This window comes from Clostridium sp. CCUG 7971 (assembly GCF_017590215.1).
In the GTDB taxonomy this organism is placed as follows: Bacteria; Bacillota; Clostridia; order Peptostreptococcales; family Peptostreptococcaceae; genus Faecalimicrobium.
In genome coordinates this window covers 1-25,537 of record NZ_JAFFPK010000137.1, presented here as the reverse complement: position 1 = coordinate 25,537, position 25,537 = coordinate 1, and the positions used below count along the sequence as shown (strand labels likewise).

24 protein-coding genes and 1 riboswitch are annotated in these 25,537 nt (G+C 29.0%); of the genes, 3 read left to right on the top strand and 21 right to left on the bottom strand.

The genetic code is table 11. The features are described from left to right. Positions 1-5: 5 nt before the first annotated feature. The 19 genes from purH to JWF52_RS15950 form a co-directional block, all read right to left on the bottom strand. Positions 6-1,538, bottom strand: coding sequence for a bifunctional phosphoribosylaminoimidazolecarboxamide formyltransferase/IMP cyclohydrolase (gene purH / locus JWF52_RS16040; RefSeq protein WP_208334522.1), 1,533 nt, complete (start codon positions 1,536-1,538; stop codon positions 6-8). After that, positions 1,531-2,124, bottom strand: a complete 594-nt coding sequence (gene purN, locus JWF52_RS16035) for a phosphoribosylglycinamide formyltransferase (protein WP_208334521.1) — start codon at positions 2,122-2,124, stop codon at positions 1,531-1,533. Before purN ends, purH begins: the two co-directional genes overlap by 8 nt. Further along, a complete protein-coding gene (gene purM / locus JWF52_RS16030) occupies positions 2,118-3,194 on the bottom strand; it encodes a phosphoribosylformylglycinamidine cyclo-ligase (protein ID WP_208334520.1) in 1,077 nt (358 codons plus the stop codon). Before purM ends, purN begins: the two co-directional genes overlap by 7 nt. Beyond that, positions 3,188-4,555, bottom strand: a complete 1,368-nt coding sequence (purF, locus tag JWF52_RS16025; protein WP_208334519.1) for an amidophosphoribosyltransferase — start codon at positions 4,553-4,555, stop codon at positions 3,188-3,190. Before purF ends, purM begins: the two co-directional genes overlap by 7 nt. A gap of 11 nt (positions 4,556-4,566) precedes the next feature. After that, a complete protein-coding gene (purC, locus tag JWF52_RS16020; protein WP_353654963.1) occupies positions 4,567-5,265 on the bottom strand; it encodes a phosphoribosylaminoimidazolesuccinocarboxamide synthase in 699 nt (232 codons plus the stop codon). A 2-nt stretch (positions 5,266-5,267) separates the two neighbouring features. Continuing rightward, positions 5,268-5,744 carry a 5-(carboxyamino)imidazole ribonucleotide mutase gene (gene purE, locus JWF52_RS16015; RefSeq protein ID WP_208334518.1) on the bottom strand — a complete coding sequence of 159 codons (477 nt, stop codon included), beginning with the start codon at positions 5,742-5,744 and terminating at the stop codon, positions 5,268-5,270. A gap of 248 nt (positions 5,745-5,992) precedes the next feature. Next, a complete protein-coding gene (locus JWF52_RS16010; RefSeq protein WP_208334517.1) occupies positions 5,993-6,325 on the bottom strand; it encodes a hypothetical protein in 333 nt (110 codons plus the stop codon). A gap of 44 nt (positions 6,326-6,369) precedes the next feature. Further along, positions 6,370-7,476, bottom strand: coding sequence for a DUF5808 domain-containing protein (locus JWF52_RS16005; protein ID WP_208334516.1), 1,107 nt, complete (start codon positions 7,474-7,476; stop codon positions 6,370-6,372). 273 nt (positions 7,477-7,749) lie between these two features. Next, a complete protein-coding gene (locus JWF52_RS16000; protein ID WP_208334515.1) occupies positions 7,750-9,078 on the bottom strand; it encodes an NCS2 family permease in 1,329 nt (442 codons plus the stop codon). A 260-nt stretch (positions 9,079-9,338) separates the two neighbouring features. Continuing rightward, positions 9,339-10,358, bottom strand: coding sequence for a BMP family lipoprotein (locus JWF52_RS15995; protein WP_208334514.1), 1,020 nt, complete (start codon positions 10,356-10,358; stop codon positions 9,339-9,341). Positions 10,359-10,567: 209 nt separating this feature from the next. Continuing rightward, positions 10,568-12,100 carry a glutamine-hydrolyzing GMP synthase gene (gene guaA, locus JWF52_RS15990; RefSeq protein WP_208334513.1) on the bottom strand — a complete coding sequence of 511 codons (1,533 nt, stop codon included), beginning with the start codon at positions 12,098-12,100 and terminating at the stop codon, positions 10,568-10,570. A 1-nt stretch (position 12,101) separates the two neighbouring features. Next, positions 12,102-13,565, bottom strand: a complete 1,464-nt coding sequence (guaB, locus tag JWF52_RS15985) for an IMP dehydrogenase (protein WP_208334512.1) — start codon at positions 13,563-13,565, stop codon at positions 12,102-12,104. A 222-nt stretch (positions 13,566-13,787) separates the two neighbouring features. Beyond that, positions 13,788-13,889, bottom strand: a riboswitch (purine riboswitch). Between the two features lie 51 nt (positions 13,890-13,940). Further along, complete coding sequence (larC2, locus tag JWF52_RS19900; RefSeq protein WP_502711267.1) at positions 13,941-14,360, bottom strand: nickel pincer cofactor biosynthesis protein LarC2; 420 nt, start codon at positions 14,358-14,360, stop codon at positions 13,941-13,943. Positions 14,361-14,389: 29 nt separating this feature from the next. Next, positions 14,390-15,124, bottom strand: coding sequence for a nickel pincer cofactor biosynthesis protein LarC (larC, locus tag JWF52_RS19895; protein ID WP_208334511.1), 735 nt, complete (start codon positions 15,122-15,124; stop codon positions 14,390-14,392). 20 nt (positions 15,125-15,144) lie between these two features. Beyond that, positions 15,145-15,888 carry a nickel pincer cofactor biosynthesis protein LarB gene (gene larB / locus JWF52_RS15970; protein WP_208334510.1) on the bottom strand — a complete coding sequence of 248 codons (744 nt, stop codon included), beginning with the start codon at positions 15,886-15,888 and terminating at the stop codon, positions 15,145-15,147. A gap of 224 nt (positions 15,889-16,112) precedes the next feature. Continuing rightward, positions 16,113-17,738 carry a chaperonin GroEL gene (gene groL / locus JWF52_RS15965; protein ID WP_208334509.1) on the bottom strand — a complete coding sequence of 542 codons (1,626 nt, stop codon included), beginning with the start codon at positions 17,736-17,738 and terminating at the stop codon, positions 16,113-16,115. A gap of 21 nt (positions 17,739-17,759) precedes the next feature. Next, positions 17,760-18,044 carry a co-chaperone GroES gene (locus JWF52_RS15960; protein ID WP_208334508.1) on the bottom strand — a complete coding sequence of 95 codons (285 nt, stop codon included), beginning with the start codon at positions 18,042-18,044 and terminating at the stop codon, positions 17,760-17,762. Positions 18,045-18,261: 217 nt separating this feature from the next. After that, complete coding sequence (gene cls, locus JWF52_RS15955) at positions 18,262-19,752, bottom strand: cardiolipin synthase (RefSeq protein ID WP_208334507.1); 1,491 nt, start codon at positions 19,750-19,752, stop codon at positions 18,262-18,264. Between the two features lie 18 nt (positions 19,753-19,770). After that, entirely contained in the window at positions 19,771-20,646 is an 876-nt protein-coding gene (locus JWF52_RS15950) for a DNA-3-methyladenine glycosylase family protein (RefSeq protein WP_208334506.1), read from the bottom strand. Between the two features lie 286 nt (positions 20,647-20,932). Here JWF52_RS15950 and JWF52_RS15945 point away from each other — a divergent pair, with 286 nt between their 5' ends. Next, positions 20,933-21,481 (top strand): deoxynucleoside kinase, encoded by a 549-nt coding sequence (locus JWF52_RS15945; RefSeq protein ID WP_353654964.1) that lies wholly within the window; start codon positions 20,933-20,935, stop codon positions 21,479-21,481. Beyond that, a complete protein-coding gene (locus JWF52_RS15940) occupies positions 21,481-22,134 on the top strand; it encodes a deoxynucleoside kinase (protein WP_208334505.1) in 654 nt (217 codons plus the stop codon). Before JWF52_RS15945 ends, JWF52_RS15940 begins: the two co-directional genes overlap by 1 nt. A gap of 45 nt (positions 22,135-22,179) precedes the next feature. Here JWF52_RS15940 and JWF52_RS15935 read toward each other — a convergent pair whose 3' ends face one another. Continuing rightward, positions 22,180-23,184 carry a YeiH family protein gene (locus JWF52_RS15935; protein WP_353654962.1) on the bottom strand — a complete coding sequence of 335 codons (1,005 nt, stop codon included), beginning with the start codon at positions 23,182-23,184 and terminating at the stop codon, positions 22,180-22,182. A 168-nt stretch (positions 23,185-23,352) separates the two neighbouring features. Beyond that, positions 23,353-24,378, bottom strand: coding sequence for a YeiH family protein (locus JWF52_RS15930; RefSeq protein ID WP_208334503.1), 1,026 nt, complete (start codon positions 24,376-24,378; stop codon positions 23,353-23,355). A 161-nt stretch (positions 24,379-24,539) separates the two neighbouring features. Here JWF52_RS15930 and JWF52_RS15925 point away from each other — a divergent pair, with 161 nt between their 5' ends. Then, a complete protein-coding gene (locus tag JWF52_RS15925) occupies positions 24,540-25,436 on the top strand; it encodes a LysR family transcriptional regulator (protein WP_208334502.1) in 897 nt (298 codons plus the stop codon). Positions 25,437-25,537: the final 101 nt, after the last annotated feature.

Below are 25,537 nucleotides of genomic sequence, written 5' to 3'. Positions count from 1 at the left end.
ACCCCCTAGTGCTTAAAATGTCTTGTTCCAGTAAACACCATAGTCATTTTATATTTGTCACAAGCTTTTACTGAATCTTTATCATTCATAGATCCACCTGGTTGAACAACTGAAACAATACCATATTCATTAGCTAAAGTTACACAATCATCAAATGGAAAAAATGCATCAGATGCTAAAGTTGCACCTGTAAAATCTTTATCTTTATTATTTTCAAGAGCATTTTTTAAAGCCCATATTCTCGATGTTTGACCACATCCTAAAGCTAAAGTTTGACCTTTCTTTACTATTGCTATAGCATTTGATTTCATATTTTTAACTACTTTCATTCCAAATTCCATATCTTCTAATTGTTCTTTACTTGGTTCTATTTTACTTACAGTTTCATACTTTTCTACTAATAAATTATTTTTATCTTGAACTAATAACTTTCCATCTAAGTATTTCATATCGTATGGTTGTAAACTATCTTCTATATTAGCAAGTTTTAACACTCTTAAATTTTTCTTTTGCTTTAATATATCTAAAGCTTCCTCAGTGTAATCATACGCTACAACTATTTCTAAAAATATTTCATTCAATTTCTTCGCAGTTTCTACATCTACTGCCCCAGTTATTCCTACTATTCCACCAAATATTGAAACCTTGTCAGCTTCATAGCATTTTGTATATGCATCATATGCATCTTTTCCTAATCCTACTCCACATGGATTCGTATGTTTTATTGCTACTGATACTACATCACTATTATCTTTAAATTCTCTCATTACTTCTAAACACCCGTGTAAGTCATTTAAGTTATTGAAAGAAAGTTCTTTTCCATTTAATTGTTCATAATTTAGTATTGGATTTTTGGCGTTCGGTTGGCTATATAGTACACCTTTTTGGTGTGGGTTTTCACCATATCTTAAAGTTTGTTCTTTTTGGAAAGTTAAATTAAATATTTCTGGATAATCGTCTCCTACTTCCCCTGCAAAATAGGCTGATATAAGAGCATCATACCTTGCTGTTGTTGAGAAAGCTTTATAAGATAATCTCTTTCTATCTTCTAAAGTTAAGTCATCATTTTTTAGTTTTTCTATTATCATATTGTAGTCATTTACATCTACTATTACAGTAACATCCTTATAGTTTTTAGCAGCAGAACGTATCATAGATGGTCCACCGATATCTATATTTTCTATCATTTCCTCATGACTTTTCCCAGCTTTTAAAGTTCCCTCAAAGTCATACAAATTAACTACTACTAGATCTATAGATTCTATTTTATATTCATCTACTGTATCAACATGGTTTTTATTATCCCTTTTATAAAGTATTCCTCCATGTATATATGGGTTTAAGGTCTTAACTCTTCCGTCTAGCATTTCTGGGAATTTAGTAACTTCATCTATTGTTATTGCATTTATTCCATTCTCTTTTAATGTTTTAAATGTATTTCCTGTAGATATAACTTCATAACCTAGATTATTTAACTCCCTAGCAAACTCAACTACTCCACTTTTATCTGTCACACTTATCAATGCTCTTTTACTCATTTATAAACACTCTCCTACCATGAATACTTAATTTATTTTCACAGAATAACTTTATACTTCTCTTTAAAATTTTATGTTCTATTTCTAGTACTCTTTTAGCTAAAGATATACAATCATCATTGTTATTTACTTTTATTGATTCTTGAATTATTATCGGTCCAGTATCAGCACCTTCATCTACAAAGTGAACCGTTGCACCAGTTACCTTAGCTCCATAATCAAGAACGCCTTGATGAACTTTCTTTCCATAATACCCTTCTCCACAGAAAGAAGGGATTAATGATGGATGAATATTTATTATTTTATCCCTAAATTCATTTACAAACTTAGGACTAATTATTTTTAAATATCCAGCAAGTACTACTAAATCTATATCATGTGATTTTAAAATCTCTATAACCTTATCTTCATTAGTTTCATATATAGCCTCTATGTTATTATGTCTTGCTCTTTCTAGTCCAAAAGCGTCTTTTTTGTTGGAGATAACTACTTTAATGCTACCTTTTATATTTCCAAGTTTTTCTTCGTCTATAATAGCTTGTAGATTTGTTCCTCCTCCAGATACTAAGACTCCAATATTTAACATAATTTAACTCCTTCATGAGTATCTACTACTTCACCAATTACATAAGCTCTATCTTTTAATAAATTATTATACTTTTCATCTATTTTAACTTCATTTTTAACTTCTCTATTATTTATAAACGCTACAATTTCATCTGATTTTTCTTTATCTACTACTAAAACCAATCCAACGCCCATATTAAAACTCTTATGAAGTTCTTTTTCTTCTATAGCATTAAATTTTTCTATCATTTTAAATATTGCTGGTTTATCCCAAGAGCTTTTATTTATGTCTATTCCTAGACCTTTAGGTATAACCCTTGGTATGTTTTCTATAACCCCACCACCAGTTATATGAGCTATTGCTTTTATATCATATTTTTTAAGTAATTCTAATACTAACTTAACGTATATCTTAGTAGGAGTTAAAAGCGCTTCTCCTAAAGTCATTCCTAACTCTTCTACATGTTGGTCTAATTTATAATTATAGGTCTCTAAAAAAATCTTTCTTATAAATGAAAATCCATTACTATGAACACCACTTGAAGATATTCCTATTAATACATCACTATTTTTAACATTTTGTCCAGATACTACCTTTTCTCTATCAGCTATTCCTACTGAAAAACCTGCTAAATCATATTCGTCATTACTGTACATTCCAGGCATCTCAGCAGTCTCTCCACCTATTAATGCACATCCTGACATTTTACAACCGTCAGCTATTCCTCCAACTATTTCCTCAACTTGCTTTGCAACTAACTTTCCAGTAGCTATATAATCTAAGAAAAACAGTGGCTTTGCACCTTGGCATATTAAATCATTTACACACATTGCTACTAAATCTATACCAACAGTGTCATGTTTATCCATCATCTGAGCTAATTTTAATTTAGTTCCAACACCATCTGTAGATGCAAGTAATACTGGATCTTTCATGCCTACAAAATCTTTTAGACTATATAATCCACTAAAGTTTCCTAAATCTCCTATAACATTATTATCATAAGTAGATTTTATCTTCCCTTTTATAAGATCTACTGCTCTATTTCCTTCGTCTATATCTACTCCTGATTGTTTGTAAGTTAACATGAAAGTAGTTCCTCCCTATCAATTTTTTTAACTGGATATTCTCCATCAAAACAAGCTTTACAGAATGTCGCTTTATTTTCAGCAGCATCTAGTATTCCTTCTATACTTAAAAACTCTAAAGAATCACATCCGATGTACTCTCTAATTTGTTCAACAGAATTTTGTGATGCTATTAAATTAGAACGCCTTGGAGTATCTATTCCATAGTAGCAAGAGTACTGAACTGGAGGTGATGTTATTCTAAGGTGTATTTCACTTGCTCCCGCTTCTCTTAATGAGTTAATTATTAATTTTGATGTTGTCCCCCTAACTATAGAGTCATCAACTAATATTACTGATTTTCCTTTAACCACACTAGATAATGGATTTAATTTTATCTTTACTCCTATTTCTCTTTCTTCTTGAGTCGGCTTTATAAATGTTCTTCCTACATATCTATTTTTAACAAGACCTTCACTAATAGGAATTTTACTTTCATTAGAATATCCTATTGCCCCTGCCCATCCTGAATCTGGAACTGGGACTACTATATCAGCCTTTATATTTTCATTTTTTGCTAATATTTCCCCACATTTAACTCTAAAATCATATACATTAACCTTATCTATAGTCGCATCATTTCTAGCAAAGTAAATATGTTCAAATATACAACTTTTCTTTAATGGCTTATAGTTTTCAGAGTAATAATAAGATTTCATTTTCCCATCTTTAACAACTATTATTTCACCCGGTTCAACATCCCTTATTACTTCCCCACCAAGTATATCTATAGCTGCATCTTCAGACGCGAATATATATTCATCTCCTCTTTTACCTAATATAAGAGGTCTAAATCCATGTGGATCTCTGACTGCTACCAGCTCTTCCTCTCCCATTATTACAAGAGAGTATGCACCTTTTATATAATCCATAGTAATTTTTAAACTTTCTACTATGTCACCTTTATAATATCTAGCTAGTATATATAAAATTACTTCTGTATCTGAGTTAGCTTGAAACATGTATCCATCTTCTTCTAACATATCTTTTAAATAATTTGCATTAACTAAGTTTCCATTATGAGCAAGGGCTAATTTTCTTTTTCTACATCTACCTACTAAAGGCTGGCAATTAGCTAAGTGACTTCCTCCTGCTGTTGAATATCTAACATGTCCAATTCCCATATTTCCACTTAAATCGTTTAATTCTTTTTCGTTGAATACGTCTCCAACTAATCCCATACCTTTTTTGTAATTAATATCTTCTCCATCAGATACAGCAATACCACAACTTTCTTGCCCTCTATGCTGCATTGAATATAATGAATAATATAATTCTTTAGATATATCTTTATCAGAATAAATACCTACAACTCCGCACATAAAATATCCCCCTAATTACTCATTCTTGCAAGAACTTCTTCATACCCTTGTACAAGATCCCCAAGATCTCTTCTAAATCTATCTTTATCTAACTTTTCATTTGTATCTACATCCCAAAGTCTACAAGTATCTGGTGATATTTCATCAGCTAATATTATATTTCCATCAGAATCTTTTCCAAATTCTAATTTAAAATCTACCAACTTTAAATTCATCTTTAAGAAAAATTCTTTCATTAATTTGTTTATTTTTAGAGTTTCATTTCTTAAGAACTGTAATTCCTCTCTAGTAGCTAATTTCATTGCTACTGCATGGTCATCATTTAACATAGGGTCGCCATAATCATCATTTTTATAGCATATTTCAAATATAGGTTCATCTAATACTATTCCTTCTTCTATTCCTACTCTCTTACAAAATGATCCTGCTGTTATATTTCTTACGATTACTTCTAGTGGTAAAATTTCAACTTTCTTTACTAACATTTCTCTTTCTGATAAGTTTTTTATGAAGTGTGTTTCTATTTGTTCCTTGTGTAACATTTCAAACATTATTGTAGATATTTTATTATTTAAAATTCCCTTAGATAATATCTCTGCTTTTTTTTCTCCATTAAATGCTGTTGCATCATCTTTAAAATAAACTACAAATTCATTTTCTTTATCTGTGCTGTATACTTGTTTTGCTTTCCCCTCATATAATAACATCATTATTACCCCCTTAAATTTTTATCATCTTCTAATGCTTGTTCTTCCATTTCTTTTCTATATGACTTTAAATTTTCTTTTAAAACTGGATATTTTATACTCATTATTTGAAGTGCCATTAATGCTGCATTAAGACCTAGGTCGATTGTTACTGTTGCTACTGGTATCCCCTTTGGCATTTGTACTATTGATAAAAGTGAATCTAGTCCATCCATTGTAGATGATTTTATTGGTAAGCCTATAACGGGAATTAACGTGTGTGATGCTATCACTCCCGGTAGATGTGCTGCTTTGCCTGCAGCTGCTATTATTACATCTGTATCATTTTCTATTTCTTCTAAGAACTCAGTAAGTTGTTTTGGTGTTCTATGTGCTGATAATGCTCTCACTTTAACTTCTACACCATATTTTTCTAATAAATTTATTCCTTCCTCTAATTTAGGATAATCCGATTTGGAACCCATAACTACTGCTACTTTCATTATTATTCCCCCTTTACATTCATTACACGAACATTAATTATTAATGTTCGTGTAATTATATGAACTTTATATTTAAATATTATAATAATATTCATTTATTTTCAAGTGTTTATTTTAATTTAGATTAAATTCATTCGACATATTTAAAATATTATTTATGTATATGTTTTAATTATTCCTATTTTTAACAATATAATAAATATAGTTTCTTTATATTAAAAAAGTCACCTTAACTGGTGACTCTTACTTTATTTCTGAAATTTTGATGCACTACCAACACTCTGGTACATAAAAATAAATATGCCTATCATATATACTAAATCCAGTATACAAACTATAGTATCAATTTCCATAATATACTTATCTACTGTAGATGTTACTCCTATTAATATTGAAAATATTCCTCCTAAGTAACACCATTTAGAATTAAACTTTATGTATCCATCTTTATCTTTTATTTTTTCTACCGATATCCATTTGTTAGGAATTATACTTAAATCTCTATACCTATTAAGTTTATATCCACTTATTATAAAACCAACTCCTAGTATTATTAATAGTATGTTTATAAAAATCCCCATAATAAAATCCTCCTACTATTTATATTTTTAATGCTCTAGCCCTATTATATCTTTAGCGTTATATCCATAACGAAAAGTAATAAAACTATAGCTATCAATGTATTAATCTTTGGGTTTGCTAAATTTACAGTGTACCCCATACCTATTTTTCTATCTACTATAAATGAAGGATCCTCTTTATTAAAATAAAAATATCCAAAAACCCACTTACTATAATCATCACTATAATTGAACTTTTCTTTAAATTTAAAAGAACTCAACATTACATAAGAATATAAAACATTTATAATATTTGCCATAATTAAAAACCATGCAAATATAATTGTATATAGAGGAAATTTATATTGATTAAGTAATATTATCGGTATTATCGTAGTTTGATATTCTATACATAGAGCTATTAATACAAAGGATTTACCCATTTTATTTATGTATTTAATCACTCGTTTCTTTTCATTTTCTAGCTTATCTTTTCTTATAGAATTTATATTTCCTATAGAAGATACAGCTATAAATCCTAATAAAGTTACCATTATAAACCCTGCTAATTCCAATCCAAATACATTTTTTAAGCTTTTAACAACAAAATCTGTTTCACTTGGATTTTCTATAAAATTAGGAGGTATTAATCTTGGTAATTCATTGTAAATCGATGCTAAATAAAATATTGATGCTGCTGATATAAATAATAATATTAAAAATATAATACTAAATTTATTTTGTATTTTTGATTTCTCACTTAATAAAATTGTATCTATAGTTTTAATTTTATTTTGTATTATATCTTTTTCATTATCTATATTTTTTCCTAATATACATCTTAACTTTTTAACTTTAGAATAAGTTATAAACTGAAATAACATTATTGATCCTGCATAAACAAAAAGTATAATATTCATAACTTTTTCAAAATTTTTATCAAAAGTATAAATAGCAAATATACTTGCCAATAACATTATTAAAGTTATTATTCTTATACTTTTTTTATATTTATTTCTAATACTAACCTTATCCTCTTCATTTAAACTTAATTCATTTATTTTTATTCCATAAAAACAATTAAATCCACCGGCATACTCTGCATATACTGAAGCAATATATACAAAAAACATCGTCGGTAGTAAAATTATGAGATATGATATATTGTTCATTAATATTCACCCCTATTTCCTATTTATATTAATAATTTAAATCTTATACTTTACTCTATAACTACATATATTAATAATTGAATTTAATACACTTATGGTTATATCAACTATATAAGTATACTAGTACAAATCCAAAGTCAATATATATGGACTAATATGGCCTTTTTGTGCACTCAAACATTATTTATTCCTTTAACTTTGTTATTTAATAAAAAAATCCCGAAGTTGTAACCTATATAGATTACATTTTCGGGATTTTTGTTTTTTAGTATTTTATAAGAATATAAACTTACATATAAATAGTATCGAAAGTATTATTAATGATAAATTTATTTCTTTAATTCTATTAGTTGCTATTTTTAAAACTACATAAGATATTATTCCAAATATTATACCATCCGCTATGCTATATGCAAGTGGCATCATAGCAAATGTTAAAAATGCTGGTATAGCATTTGTAAAATCACTAAAATCTATTTCTTTAAGAGAACTCGCCATCATAACTCCTACTAATATAAGTACTGGAGCTGTTGCTTGAGTTGGTATTGATGTAAATATTGGAGCAAAGAATAATGATAATAAGAATAATAATCCAGTTGTAATTGCTGTTAATCCAGTTCTTCCACCTTCACCTATTCCTGCCGCACTTTCAACGTAAGCTGTAACAGTTGAAGTTCCAAGTAAAGCTCCTGAAGTAGTTGCTACTGCATCTGCAAATAAAGCTTGCTTAGCTCTTGGTAATTTTCCGTTTTCATCTAACATATTTCCTTTTGAAGCTACACCTACTAAACATCCCACTGTATCAAATAAATCTACGAATAAGAATGTAAATACTACTACTACCATATCAAAACTAAATATTTGTTCTGTTGGTACTGATAAAGCTTGTAAAAATACTGGCTTTAATGATGGAGCTGCTGAAACTATACCTTTAGGTAATTCTACTAAACCAGCGACCATACCTATTGCAGATATTGTAATCATTGCTAAAAGGAATGCTCCCTTTACATTTTTAGCTATTAAAACTGCTGCTAATAATAGTCCTACTATTGTTAATAAAACTAATGGATCTTTTAAGTTTCCTAAAGCAAGTATTGTTGCTCCGTTAACAACTATTCCTGCATTTGATAATCCTATAAATGCTATAAATAACCCTATACCAGCTGTAACAGCATGCTTTAATACTGATGGTATACAATCTATAATTTTTTCTCTAACATTTGTTACTGTAAGTAATATAAATATAATTCCTTCTATTAAAACTGCACATAAAGCAAATTGCCAGCTATACCCCATTGATGATACTACTGTATAAGCAAAGAATGCGTTAAGCCCCATACCCGGTGCTAATGCTATTGGATAATTTGCAAGAAGTCCCATAACGCAACTTCCTATAAATGCTGCTATTGCTGTTGCTGCAAATACAGCTCCTTTGTCCATACCAGCATCTGATAATATATTCGCATTAACAACTAATATATATGCCATTGTCATAAATGTCGTAATACCTGCTATAATTTCTGTTTTTACATTTGTATTATTTTCTGATAGTTTAAATACTCTATCTAATATATTTCTATTAGCCGTCTGTGTGACTTGCATATAATACCTCCTGATTCATTATTTATAGTATAAATTGTTCGTTTTATTCTTAACTTTACATACTTATTATATATTATAATTCATATTTTATCAATAGTTTTTTAAACTTTATATATATTTTTATGTAAATAGTTCGTAATAGCCTTAATATTACCTTTTATTTCTTGCTAAATTATCAGTTTATGTAAAAATTTATTCTATTTTAATTAAAATAAATAATAAAAAAGCTAATATCATATGATATTAGGCTTTTTTATTATTTATTTTTGTGTAGCATTAAATTCTTTTTCATTTGCAGGTACTTTTATTTCACCTTTTACTATTTTTTCTTTTATTCCATTTACATATTCTAATACATCTTTTGGTATTAATTTAGATTCAACTATACCAACACCATCTTCTCTAAGTCCGTATACTTTTTCTGATCCACCTTTTAATTTACCTTCAACTAATTCTTTTACTGTATCATATACACCAACATTAACTTTCTTTAATGCTGAAGTTAACATATTATCTGGAGCTAAGTTACTTTGGTCTCTATCAACACCTATTGCAAATTTCTTTTGCTCTTTCGCAGATTCTATAGCACCTAATCCTGTACCACCTGCTGCAGGAAGTATTATATCTACATTACTATTATACATTTGATTAGCTATTGATTTACCCTTAGCTGCATCACCAAAAGTACCAGCATATTGAACTTTTACATCTGCATCTTTGTTAGATTCTTTTATACCAGCTCTGAATCCATATTCAAATCTAGATATAACTGGATTTTGCATTCCACCTATAAATCCTATATTATTAGTTTTGGTCATTCTTCCTGCTATAAGACCTGCTAAGTATGTAGCTTCATTTTCTCTAAATAATATAGGCGTTACATTTGATGGTATTTCATCATAAGTTTCATCTACTATAGCAAAGTTTTGATCTGAATAGTTTTCAGCTTCTTTTTTAATATCATCTTTCATAGTGTTTCCTACACCTATGATTAAATCCATATCTTGGTCAGCAAGACTTTCTAAATTAGTTATGTATTCAGATGCTTGTTTTGATTCTATTACTTTTACTTCTATACCTAATTCCTTTTCAGCTTTTTTTAGACCCTCATAAGCAGATTGGTTAAATGATTCATCATTTATACCTCCAACATCTGTTACCATACCTACCTTTATAGCTTTACTTGATTCTTTTTTAGAATCTCCGTTACCACATCCAACTAACATAGCTGATGATACTACAACTGCTGTTCCTAATGATAATAATTTCTTAAATTTCATATTATTCCTCCTGGCGTCTTAAATATTTCAATATGTCTATATATTGCATAATATTTTCAATTTATATTCTATATATTTACTTTTTCAGTTGTTTATATATATAATAGTATTGTTTTCTGAATATTGTATACATTTGTATCATAAAACAGAGTATCGAGGTAAATATTTATAATCATATACCTCGATACATTAATTGTTCTATTTTATTTTTATTCCCACTCTATTGTTCCTGGTGGTTTTGAAGTTATGTCATAAACTACTCTGTTTGCTCCATCAACTTCATTTACTATTCTATTAGATATCTTTTCTAATACATCATAAGGCATTTTATACCAATCTGAAGTCATTCCGTCAGAAGATGTTACCGCTCTTATACCTACTAAGTAAGCATAAGTTCTTTCATCTCCCATAACTCCAACTGTTTTTACATCTGGTAAAGTAGCGAATGCTTGCCATATTTCTTTATATAATCCATGTTCTCTTAATATATCCATATATATAGCATCTGCTTCTCTTAATATATCACATTTTTCTTTAGTTACTTCACCTATAACTCTTATTCCAAGGCCTGGTCCTGGGAATGGATGTCTAAATATTAAGTCTTCGTCTATACCTAATTCTAAACCTATTTTTCTAACTTCATCTTTGAATAGTTCTCTTAACGGTTCTACTATTTGGAATTCTATATCTTCAGGTATTCCACCAACATTGTGGTGAGATTTAATAGTTGCAGCTTCTCCGTGTCCACTTTCAACTACGTCTGGGTATATAGTTCCTTGAACCAAGAAGTCCATTTTTCCAAGTTTATTTGATTCTTCTTCAAATACTCTTATGAATTCTTCACCTATTATTTTTCTCTTAGCTTCTGGTTCTGTTACGCCTTTTAACTTACCTAAGAATCTATCTTCACAGTTAACTCTTATTAAGTTCATATCAAACTTATCTCTAAATATTCTTTCTACATCATTACCTTCATTTTTTCTAAGTAAACCATGATCAACAAATACGCAAGTTAAGTTATCTCCTATTGCTTTATGAACAAGTACTGCTGCTACTGATGAATCAACTCCACCACTTAAAGCACACAATACTTTCTTATCTCCGATTCTTTCTTTTAATTCTTTTATTTTATCATTTATAAATGAATCTGTAGTCCAATCTCCACTTACCTCACAAACATTGTATAAGAAGTTTCTAAGTACTTTATCTCCTTCTTGACAATGCTCAACTTCTGGATGGAATTGTACTCCATATAATTTATTTTCTGTATGTTCCATAGCTGCAACTGGACAATCTTTAGTTTGAGCTATTGATTTAAATCCTTGTGGAAGCTTGTCTATTAAATCAGTATGACTCATCCATACTATATTTGTAGATATTCCTTCAAATATAGCTGATTCATTATAAGTTATTTCTGTTTTTCCGTATTCTTTTTCACTAGTGTTTCCTTTTCTTACGTTACCACCAAGTATATGACTCATTACTTGTATACCATAGCATATTCCAAGTATAGGTACCCCTATTTCAAATATTTCTTTAGCTATTTTAGGTGAATTTTCTAGGTAAGCACTATTAGGTCCACCTGTGAATATTATTCCTTTAGGATTCATTGCTTTTATTTTTTCTATATCTGTAGTATACGGTATTATTTCACAATATACGTTGTTTTCTCTAACTCTTCTTGCTATTAATTGATTGTATTGACCTCCGAAGTCAACAACAAGTACTAATTCATGCTTCATATTATATCTCCCCTTGCATACTGTAGTTTGGCGCTTCTTTACTTATTGTTATATCATGTGGATGACTTTCTTTTAAAGATGCTGCTGTGATCTTAACAAATCCTGCATTTTCTGCTAAATCGTTTAATGTCGGTGCTCCACAGTATCCCATACCAGCTCTTATACCACCTATCATTTGGTATATTATATCTTCCGCTTTTCCTTTATATGCTACCATTCCTTCAACACCTTCTGGAACTAACTTCTTAGCATCATTTTGGAAGTATCTATCTTTAGATCCTTTTTCCATAGCTCCTATAGATCCCATACCTCTGTAAGTCTTGTATGATCTACCTCTATAAAGAACTGTTTCTCCTGGACTTTCTTCTGTACCTGCAAATAATGATCCCATCATACATACTGATGCTCCACCTGCTAATGCTTTAACTATATCTCCAGAGAATTTAATTCCTCCATCTGCTATTACTGGTATTCCATATCTCTTACCAACTTCTGCACAATCCATTACAGCTGTTAATTGAGGTACCCCTATACCTGCTACAACCCTTGTAGTACATATTGAACCAGGTCCTATACCAACTTTAACACAATCTGCTCCAGCTTTTATTAAGTCCTCTGTTGCTTCTGGTGTAGCTACATTTCCTGCTATAACTTGAAGCTGTGGATGAGCGTTTTTTACTTTTATAACAGCATCCATAACCCCTTTAGAATGACCATGTGCACTATCTAATACTATTGCATCTACATTAGCTTTAACTAAAGCATCTACTCTATCCATTAGGTCTGCACTTATTCCTACTGCAGCTCCACATAATAATCTGCCATGCGAATCTTTAGCCGAATTAGGATATTGTATTTTCTTTTCTATATCTTTTATAGTGATTAAACCTTTTAAATGACCTTCATCATCTACTATAGGTAATTTTTCTATTTTATGTTTTTTAAGTATTTGTTGAGCTTCAGCTAAATCTACTCCTTCTTTAGCTGTAACTAAGTTTTCTTTAGTCATAGCATCTTCTATACTCTTAGTCATATCATCTTCAAACTTTATATCTCTATTAGTTATTATTCCTATTAATTTATTATCTTCATCTACTATAGGCACACCTGATATTTTGTATCTCGCCATTATATCATCAGCATCTTGTATAGTATGATTTTTTGATAAGTAGAAAGGATCTACTATTACTCCACTTTCACTTCTTTTTACTTTATCTACTTCTAATGCTTGTTCCTCTATAGACATATTTTTGTGTATTATACCTATACCACCTTGTCTAGCCATTGATATAGCCATCTTAGATTCTGTAACAGTATCCATACCTGCACTCATTAGAGGAATATTTAATTTTATTGTTTTAGTTAAGTAAGTCTCTATATTAACATCCTTAGGTAGTACTTCAGATTTTTGTGGAACTAATAAAACATCATCAAACGTTAAACCTTCTTTTAATATAGTTGCCATAGTAGTTCTCCCTTCTCTTATTATATATATTTTATACGAATTTAAAATATTTTTTTTGTTTTTTTGTTCGTCTTAAATTAAGATACAAAAAACCTGTATATTAACTTCTATTCTTATTCTCATAAAAGTGAAATTACTATACAGGTTTCCAAAATATCTCTACTTATAGCTAACCTATAGGGATATATAATCAGCCTACAAATTTACTTGATCTAGATATTCTGCTATAATAATTTCACTCATAGTCGAGACATTTACGGTATCTCGGTAGAAACTCTCAGACCATATTTCCGAGTATATACGAGTGACATATTGTTATTTAGTTATAAACATATAATTTCTTTTAGTGACTACTAATTTATCAAAATTTATAAGTTATGTCAATAATTTTACGTCAAATTTTTCATTTATAATACAGTTTATTTTATATATCAATTGATGAAATGGTATTCCTGTGTTTTTGCTAATTATTTTGCAATCTTCATACTCAGGTGTAACCTTAATTAGCTTATCATTGTAATAGCCTAGTTTGATACTTATTTCACCGTATATTGTATCTATTTTAGCAAATTTTCTCTTTAGTCTCTCTCTATTATATTTATGATATCTTACTCCAAATGTACTAGTTTCTGTAATTAATATTTCTACAAATTTCTCCAAATCATTTTCTTCACATAATATAGTAATTTTATTTGCCGGTCTATTTTTTTTCATATATATACTTTCTGTATAAACATCTAAAGCTCCCGCATCTAAAATCTTGTCATAAAGATATGAGTATATTTCTTGTGACATATCATCAATGTTCGTGTTTATTTCATAAATTACTTCTTGTTTTTTTTTACACCTATAACAGTTCTTAATATATTTGGCAGCTCAAATTTTTTCTGTCCAATTCCATAACCAATCTGATTTACTTCAAATTCTAATATATCTACGAATTCATCACATAAAGCTTTTATTATAGCAGCTCCCGTTGGAGTACTACATTCACCTTTAACTGTATTTAATTTAATTGGAACTCCTTTTAATATTTCCATTGTAGCAGGAGCTGGTACTGGCATTATTCCATGATCACATTTTACAAATCCTGAACCTACCGGAACAGAGGTTGAGCATATTTTATCTATACATAATAAATCTATTAATATAGAGGCTCCTACTATATCTATAATTGAGTCTATTGCTCCAACCTCATGAAAATGTATCTTATCTATAGTAGTTCCATGAACCTTCGCCTCAGCTTCTCCTATTATCATAAATATTTTCTTTGCCATACTCTTTACGTTCTCATTTAAGGTACTTTCATCTATAATTTCAAATATATCTACTAAGTGTTTATGTACATTGGTTTCCTGTGTTATAACTTCTACATTAGTTCCTACTATTCCACTTTCATTTTTAGAAGTTATCTTTAACTCACATTCATTGTATATACTAAGTTTTTTTAATTCTTCTAAAAATATATCTGTTGGAACTCCTAAATTCAATAAACTTGCTAGTGTCATATCCCCTGATATTCCATTTACTATATCAAAATAAAGTATTCTTTCTTTCATTTTTTTCTCCTTGAACTCAACTATTTTAATTTATTTATCATAGATGCCAAGTACCCAGCACCGAAACCATTATCTATATTAACTACTGAAATTCCTGATGCACAGCTATTTAGCATAGTAAGAAGAGCTGATAATCCTCCAAAATTAGCTCCGTAACCTACAGATGTAGGAACAGCTATAACAGGAACATCAATAAGTCCTCCGACTACACTTGGTAAGGCCCCTTCCATACCTGCAACAGCTATAACCACTCTTGCTTCATCTAATATATGTTTTTTATTAAGAAGTCTATGTATGCCCGCTACCCCAACATCATAAACCCTTTCTACTTCATTTCCTAAAAATTTAGCTGTATAATAAGCTTCATCAGAAACTGGTATATCAGATGTTCCACCACTTACTATTACAATTTTACCTTTTCCTTTATGTAAAATTTCATGGTTTTGTATTTTTAATATTTTTGACAATTCTTCATACTCTGCATTTTTATAAATTACTCTTATTTTTTCAAATGTTTCTTTTCTACATCTAGTCCCAAGTATATTAGATCCTTTTTCATTCATTTTCTCTATTATACCTAGTATATGGTCATCACTTTTTCCTTCGCAATATATAACTTCTGGGTATCCATTTCTTATTTCCCTGTGATGGTCTATATTTGCATATCCTAAATCTTCATATGGTAAGTTTTTAAGCTTCCCTAAAGCTTCATCTATATTTATTTGGTTATTTTTTACATCCTGAAGTAACTCTCTTAAATCCATATTTTTACCTCTTTATAATTGACTTTAAAATAATTTTACCACATTTTAGTATTAGTAGTTGTTATTAATAGATATCTTTTATAATACCATCTACTAATTTGGATCAACATACACAGTCGTTTGAGCAATGTATTGAGAACTACTTGAACAAAATGGACAAATCGAATTTTTGTATTATAAAAGGAGTAACAATAGTTACTCCTTCTAATATATGCATTGTTAAATTACATCATTCCCGGCATACCGCCACCCATTCCTGGAATAGGTTCATCTTTTGATGGAAGATCAGCAACAGCAGCTTCTGTAGTTAAGAATACTCCTGCTATCGATGCAGCATTTTGTAGAGCTGTTCTAGTAACCTTAGTAGGGTCAACTATCCCAGCTTCTATCATATTTACATATTTTTCATTTAAAGCGTCAAATCCTATTTCAGGATCTTCACTCATAACGTTTTGTATTATTACAGCTCCTTCAAGACCTGCATTTTTAGCTATTTGTCTTAATGGTTCTTCTAAAGATTTTCTTATTATTCTAGCTCCAATTTTAACTTCACCATCAAGTTCTTCAACTAGTTTATCTAATGCTGGTATAACACTTACATACGCAGTACCTCCACCAGCTACCATTCCTTCTTCAACACCTGCTCTTGTAGCATTAAGTGCATCTTCTATTCTTAATTTCTTTTCTTTCATTTCAACTTCTGTAGCAGCTCCAACTTTTACAACAGCTACTCCACCAGCAAGTTTAGCTAATCTCTCCATTAACTTTTCTTTATCAAATTCTGAAGTAGTTTGTTCTACTTGGTTCTTTATTTGGTTTACTCTATTTTGTATAGCAGTTTTATCACCATATCCATCAACTATAGTAGTAGATTCTTTTGCTACTTTAACAGAAGATGCTCTACCTAGCATAGTTACATCAGCTTCTTTTAATTCATATCCTAATTCTTCAGATATTACTTTACCACCTGTAAGTGTAGCTATATCTTCTAGCATAGCTTTTCTTCTATCTCCAAATCCTGGAGCTTTAACAGCTACAACTTCAAATGTTCCTCTTAATTTATTAACTACTAATGTAGATAATGCTTCTCCATCTACATCTTCAGCTATTATTAATAATTTTTTACCTTGTTGAACTATTTGTTCTAGAACTGGTAATATTTCTTGTATGTTAGATATTTTCTTATCTGTTATTAATATATATGGGTCATTTAAAACAGCTTCCATTTTATCAACATCTGTTACCATGTATGCAGAAACAAACCCTCTATCAAATTGCATACCTTCAACTGTTTCTAATTCAGTGTGCATAGTTTTTGATTCTTCAACTGTTATAACTCCATCTCTTCCTACTACTTCCATAGCCTCTGCTATTAACTTACCTACTTCTTCATCTCCAGCAGATATAGAAGCTATTTGAGATATAGACTCTTTAGTTTCTATAGTTCTCGATTGAGATTTTAATTCAGCAACAGCAACATCAACTGCTTTTTGCATTCCTTTTCTTATAAGTACTGGATTAGCACCCGCTGTTACATTTTTTAGCCCTTCTCTTATTATAGCTTGAGCAAGTACTGTAGCAGTTGTAGTACCATCCCCTGCAACATCATTAGTCTTAGTGGCAACTTCCTTAACTAATTGTGCTCCCATATTTTCAAATCTATCTTCTAACTCTATTTCTTTAGCTATTGTAACACCATCATTAGTTATTAGAGGTGCACCAAATTTTTTATCTAATATTACATTTCTTCCTTTAGGTCCTAATGTAACTTTTACTGTATCTGCTAATTTATTTACACCAGCTTCTAAAGCTTTTCTTGAATCTTGAGCAAATTTAATTTCTTTAGCCATTTTTAACCCCTCCTAATAAAATTATTCTATTACAGCCAATATATCACTTTGTCTTAATATTGTGTATTCTTTACCTTCTATTTTAACTTCTGTACCTGCATATTTTGTAAATATTACCTTATCATTTACTTTTAATTCCATAACTATTTCTTTTCCATCAACAATACCACCTGGTCCAACTTCTACAACTTCAGCCATTTGAGGTTGTTCCTTAGCCGCACCTGGTAAAACTATTCCACTTGCAGTTTTTTCCTGGGCTTCTATTTTTTTTATAACTACTCTATCAGCTAATGGTCTTATTTTCATAATCTCTACCTCCTAGTGATTTATTTGTATTATTAAAGGAATTTTAAATTCCATGTTATCATTTTTAAATATTTATAGCCAAAAATAAATACTATAATAATTTGAGCAACGCGTTTGCGAGCTTTTTTATCACTCTAAACAATAGAGTGCTAACAATTATTATAGTATATTAATTGCTAATAAGTTTCAACTATTTTTTATAACACATAGAAATTTTTTATAATATTGGCGAAAATAACCTAGATATTGACTCTTTAGCCTTTATAATTATATTTCTATTCTCAAAATCACTTTCATCTAATTCTTCACTATTTTTCATATCTTCAAAGAAATCTTTAGTCATTATTTCTATAACATCTTTATCATATATAAATGCATTTATTTCAAAATTAAGCATAAAACTTCTTAAATCCATGTTAGCAGATCCAGTAGACGATATCTTATCATCTATTATTACTATCTTAGAGTGTATAAATCCTTTAGTATATAAATAAACTTTTCCTCCAGATTTTAATATATCTGTAAAGTATGAGTATGATGCACTATTCACCATTTTATGGTCAGCTATTTTAGGGAATATAATTCTTACATCTACACCACTAAGTGCAGCACTTTTAAGAGCTCTTAATATACTCTCATCTGGAATAAAGTACGGAGTTTCTATATATATATTCTTTTTAGCTTGGCATATTGCAGAAAAATATGCATAATGTATAGCTTCCCAATCACTATCTGGACCGCTTGCTACTACTTGAACCATACTGTCACCACAATAGCTCATTTTCGGGAAGTATTTTTTTATTAATATAATTTCTTTAGTAGTATAGTACCAATCTATTAAAAATGTCATTTGAAGTAAATATACTGATGTTCCTTCTATTCTTATATGGGTATCTCTCCAATATCCAAATTTCTTATTTTTACCCACATACTCATCACCAATATTAATACCACCTGTATATCCTACTTTTCCATCTATAACTACTATTTTTCTATGATTTCTATAATTTAACTTACTTCCTATTATAGGAAACTTGGCTGGTAAAAATGGCATTATATCAATTCCATGCTTTTTCATTTCATTGAAAAATTTTCTATGGAACCAAAACCTCCAACATCCAACATCATCATATAGAATTCTTATTTTTACCCCTTCTTTAGCTTTCTCTATTAATAAATCTCTTATTTTTCTACCTATTTCACTATCTTTTATTATAAAGTACTCTAAATGTATATGATCTTTAGCCGATTTAATATCTTTTATAAGATTTTCAAATTTTTGATTCCCATCTATATAAACATCTATATTATTATTAGTTGTAAATGGAAACATGCCTGTATTTAATAGTAAACTTATTACTCTCTTTTTTGAATAATCTGCTAGTTCATCGTCTGCTAAACTTCTTTCTTTTATTGAGTCTTGTTCTAATTTTACTAATTCTTGTATTTCTTCTAGATTTTCAAATAATTTTTCTTCTTTTATGTCATTTGCTAACTTTTGAGTTTTAAATATTTTTATTTTTCTTATATTTCTACCAAATACTGCATATATTAATAACCCTACTCCTGGAAGTAGTAAAAATATTAATAACCATGTTACAGTTCTAGCAGGGTCTCTATTCTCAAGTATAATAACCATTGAAATTGCTGCACTAGCTAAATATGATATAATCAAATAACCTAAAAATAAAATACCTACAACACTCATGTTTCATCCCTCTTTTAGTTATCTTCCTATTCCAAGCTCTCTTGCATAATAGAATAAATATTGTTGGGCATATCCAGATAGATCTTTAAATTTATCAATTGCGTACTTTCTTATTTTAGGCAAACTCATATCCTCTTCTACATAGAATTCTTGCATAACCCTCTTAACCCAGACGTCAACAGGGAAAGTATCTATTTTAGTCATACCAAATAATGCTATACAATCTGCTACCTTCGGACCTACTCCGTTAAACTTAGTTAATTCTTTTATACATTCGTCTGTGCTTAAGCTTGAATATTTCGATACATTCTCATTATTTTCTACCACTCTTTCAGTAGTGCTTTTTATATACTTATCTCTAAATCCAGTTTGACAAGCTCTTATTTCTTCTACTGTTGCTTTATTTAGCTCTTCTGGTGTTGGAAATGCATAATAATCTTTACCATTATAGTTCCCTATGTATTTTCCAAAATTCCTAGATAAATTTTCTATAGCTTTTTGTATCATAGGAATTCTATTATTAGAAGAAATAATAAATGAAATAAGCATTTCCCATCCATCTTGTCTAAGTATTCTTATTCCCCATCCAAAATCGCAAGCTTTATCTAAGTATTCATCCATATTTTTTAAAGTATTTTTTATATCGGTGTAATTTGTTCCTAAATCAAAGTAATTATACCAAATGTTATTGAAATCCTCTAAATTAGTGTTATTTAAATAAATTTTATCATTTTCTCTTAATACATTTATAACTTTTCCTTTAGCAACACCTGTATAAGATCCATTATCTTCTTTGTGCCATCTAAAGCATTGCCCACATTCAAATATATGCTTTGAATCAAAATCTGCTACTCCCTCTAATATTACTGAATTATCTTTTTCATAAACATTCATTTTTTTTTACTCCTTTATATCTATGTAATAATTGTTAATACTATTAATTTACCCTATTTTCGTGTAAATTAAATAAACTATTTTTGTATATACAAATATAATTTTAAAAGTCTAGAGTAGAATTTAAAATATTTTTTTGATAAAATACATAAGACATTATTTTTAGAGGGTGATTTTAAATGAACAGTAGAGGTATATTTATTGCAATAGAAGGTCCTATAGGCGTAGGTAAAACTACACTTGCAACTATACTTAATGACCATTTGGCTATACTCTTTTAAGAGAAATAGTTGAAGAAAATCCTTTTTTATCGAAATTTTATACGGATATTAAAGAATATGCTTTACAAACAGAAGCATTTTTTCTATTTAATAGATTAAAACAATTAAGTGATATAGAAAAAGATGTATTAAGCAATTCTCAAGGCGTGGTTAGTGATTACCATATTATAAAAAATCTTATATTTGCAGGAATAACTCTTGATAAGATGGAGTTTCATAGATATAAGCAAATGTATAATATTTTCGTTAACGATTTACCTCAGCCAGATATAATAATATATTTAAATTCAGATACGGATGTTTTAATGAAAAGAATAGCTATGAGAGATAGAAGTTTCGAAAGACAAATGGCTAGAGATTATATAAATGAACTAAGATTAGAGTATAAATATTATTTCGATCCATTATCTATAAAACATAACTTTATGGGTAAAGAGCCTCTTATAATAGAAGTCGATAACTCAGATTTAGATTTCTTAAATAATGATAAGGACAGGCAATCTATAATAAATAAAGTAGAAGAAGCAATAAAGACCTTAGGAGGACAAGCGTAATGTTTAAATTAGTAAACCAGTGCAATAAGCCTTTAAACAGAGACTTATTTATAACAGTAGCCGGAAATGTTGGAGCGGGAAAGTCAACTTTGACAAAATTAGTTGGTGAAAGATTAGGATTTGAAACTCACTACGAAAAAGTTGATGGAAATCCATACTTAGAAGATTTTTATTTAGATCAAGAAAAATGGGGATTCCACTTACAATTATACTTCCTTGCTCAAAGATTTAAGCAACAAAAGGAAATAGATACTAACGGGTTAAATAACATACAAGACAGAAGTATATATGAAGATGTAGAAATATTTGCTAGAAACTTATTTGATAACGGAAAAATGAGCAAAAGAGATTATATAACTTACAGAGATTTATTCAATGATATGGTGCCTTATTTAAGAAGACCGGACTTAATGATATACTTAAATGGTTCTATAGATACTATAGTTAATAGAATAAGCCTTAGAGGACGTGAAATGGAGAAATCTGTTGATATAGATTATTGGAGAAATCTTCACAATAGATACGAAAGATGGATAGGAGAGTATGATCAATCTCCAGTTTTATATGTAAATATAAATGAAGTTGATCTAATAAAAAATCCAGAACATCTTGATTTATTATGCGATGAAATAAAAAAAGTATTAGGAATGTAGTTTACTACACTCCTAATACTTTTTTAATTTAAGCCAATCTAAATTTTATAAAAATACATTTATTAAAACCATAACGGATACAACTTGAAGCGTACCTACAAATAAACCATATAATGATACTGCCCTACCTTGCTGTATTAAGTCTTTTATATTTACCTTAAGACCTATCGCAGCTAATGCTATTATTTCGAAGTTATGACTTATCTTTTTAAATATATCTGAAACTTCTGGAGTTATAATATTTAAAGAAAATAAAGCACATGTTATAAAAAATCCTATTACATACCATGGTATTTTTATCTTTCCTTTTTTTGTATCAACTATTTCTTCTGCAACTATTTCAGTATTAGTCTTATGTTTTAAGTGACCAAATATAAATACTACCACAACTAGCATTATAACCCTTACTATCTTAAATATTGTTGCTAAATCTTTTACACCTTCATTTACCATAGCGCCACTTGCTACTACTTGTCCTACTGATTGTAGTGTTCCACCTATCATAGCTGATGTTTGTATAGTTTCATGATTGTATAAATATCCTGAAATCAATGGTAATAAAAACATTAAGAATATTCCCGTTACATTTACTACAGTTATAGATATTCCTTTATCTTTATCATTTGCATCAATTACAGGTGCAGTTGCAGCTATTGCAGATGAACCACATACTGCATTTCCACTTGCCATAAGAAACCTAAAGTTTTGATCAAACCCCAGTTTTTTACCTATATATAACGCCCCAACTATCGTTATTGTCATTTGTATTATAACAAATAGTATTCCATTTAATCCAAGTTCCATCAACTTAGATACGCTTAAGGTTCCCCCAAGTAAAACTATTGAGTATGATAACAAATTACTTTCAGAGAATTTATATCCACTTTGAAATACTTTTTGTCCTAAAAATAAATTTCCTACTACAATACCTAAAAATATAGATATAGTTGCTGCACCAATTTTAGGTATTATATTTGAAAGTTGTATACTTATTAATGCTACCAATAAGGATACTATAAATCCTGGTAGTATTTCTTTCATCTTGTTCATTATTTTACTTTCTTTTGTCATAAATAACATTGCCCTTCCTTTTGTGTAATAATTTCCCTTTATAGTATACATTCATTTTTATTATAAGTAAAATTAATTATAAATCTATAATTAATAAAATTAATTTATAGTTGTCTAAATAAAAAAAGAATATCTATATAGATATTCTTATAATAATATTCCTATTAAAGTTATAGCTGTTATTACTTGTAGTATACCAACAAATAATCCGTATAGCGATACAGCTTTTCCCTGTTTTATTAAATCTTTTATGTTGACTCTTAATCCTATTGCTGCTAATGCTATTATTTCAAATTTATTACTTAATGATTTGCAGATTTCTGATACTTGTGGAGATATTATATTAGTAGAAAATAAAGCACAAGTTACAAAGAAACCTATTACATACCAAGGTACTTTTATTTTTCCTTTTTTAGTATCTTCTATTTCTTCTTCTAATATATCATGATTAGTTTTATTCTTTAAATGACCAAATAAGAATACTACTCCAACTAATAATATAACTCTTACTATTTTAAATATTGTAGATAAATCTTTCACTCCTTCACTTACCATAGCTCCACTTGCAACTACTTGCCCTACAGATTGTAGCGTTCCACCTATCATCGCAGATGTTTGTACTGCTTCATGGCTATATAGCTTTTGAGTTAAAATTGGAAGTAAAAACATTAAAAATATTCCAGTTACATTAACTATTGTTATTGCTATTCCTTTATCCTTATCATCTGCATCAATAACGGGAGCAGTTGCGGCTATTGCAGAAGATCCACATACTGCATTTCCACTCGCCATAAGAAATCTAAAATTTTGACTGAAACCTAATTTTTTACCTATATATAATGCACCAGCTATAGTTACTGACATTTGTAAAACAATAAATAAAATTCCATTAAATCCTAACTCCATTAAAGTTGATACACTAAGAGTCGCTCCTAATAATACTATTGAATATGATAACAGATCTGTTTCTGAGAATTTATATCCTTTTTGAAATACTTTTTGGCCTAAAAATACATTACCTATAAACATACCTAAAAATATTGAAATCGTCGCTGCACCTAACTTTGGTACAAATTTCGAAATAAATATACTTACTATCCCTATAGTTAAAGATACTATAAATCCTGGTAGTATCTCTTTAATACTTTTAAAAATACCTTTATAATTTAACATGATGTATAACTCCTTTCTGACTTAATATATTCTCTGTAATTAGTATATAATTTTATTAATCATAAGTAAAATTTATAAAAAAAATAATTACTATTAAATTTTTTTATGATTAGGTGTATAATATATTTATTAAGTATGCTAATAATTAGGAGGTAACATCATTGTTTGAAGAATTAAAAACATTCATCGCTGTCGTTGAGTATAAAAATTTTACTAAAGCTGGAGAGCATCTTAACTTGTCTCAACCTAGCGTCAGTACTCATATAAAAAATTTAGAAAATACTTTTGGAGTTACATTAATAAATAGATCTGTTAAACAAAAAACTATATTTATAACAGAAAGCGGCTACACTTTATATAAGAGAGCTAAGGAGATAGTTAATCTTTTAGATATAACCTCTATGGAAGTTTTAAATACTTCTGATTCTATTAAAGGTCATCTAAAAATCGGTGCTAGTTTAACTACAGGCGAATATATTCTCCCTAAGTTTTTAACTACATTTTGTAAAAAATTCCCAGATATCGATATTAAAATTTTTATAGAAAATACATCAACTATTTGTTCTAGTTTAAAAGACTTAACACTAGATATTGGACTTATAGAAGGTATTTCTTCTTACTCTAATTTTTCGCAAGAGTATTTATTAAGAGATAAGATGGTACTAGCATTCCCATATAACCCAAATTTAATTAAGAATGATTTTTCTTTAGATATGTTGCAAGATAAAAAATGGATAGTACGTGAAGATGGATCTGGGTGTCGAGAATTTTTTAATATGTTTTTAGGAACTAACGAAATTGTACCTAAAGGTGTAATTGTTTTGGGAAGTAATTATGCTGTTAAAGAGGCTGTTAGAAATGGACTAGGAATTACTATTATGTCTAGGTTTGTAGCTGCTCCTGCTGTGAAAAATAAAGAACTTTCTATAATTGAATTAGATGATTCTTACACTCATAATTTCTCTTATATTTTGCCTAAAAATATTACTATATCTAAAGCTGCAGAGATATTTTTAGAAGAATTTAAACTGTATACTTCAGAACTAGACAAAGGATAAAATAAAAAAGACCTTAGAATATTCTAAGGTCTTATATATATCATTACATTCCTAATTCTTTGAATTCTCTACTTCCCGGCTTAACTAACTCAATATTATTT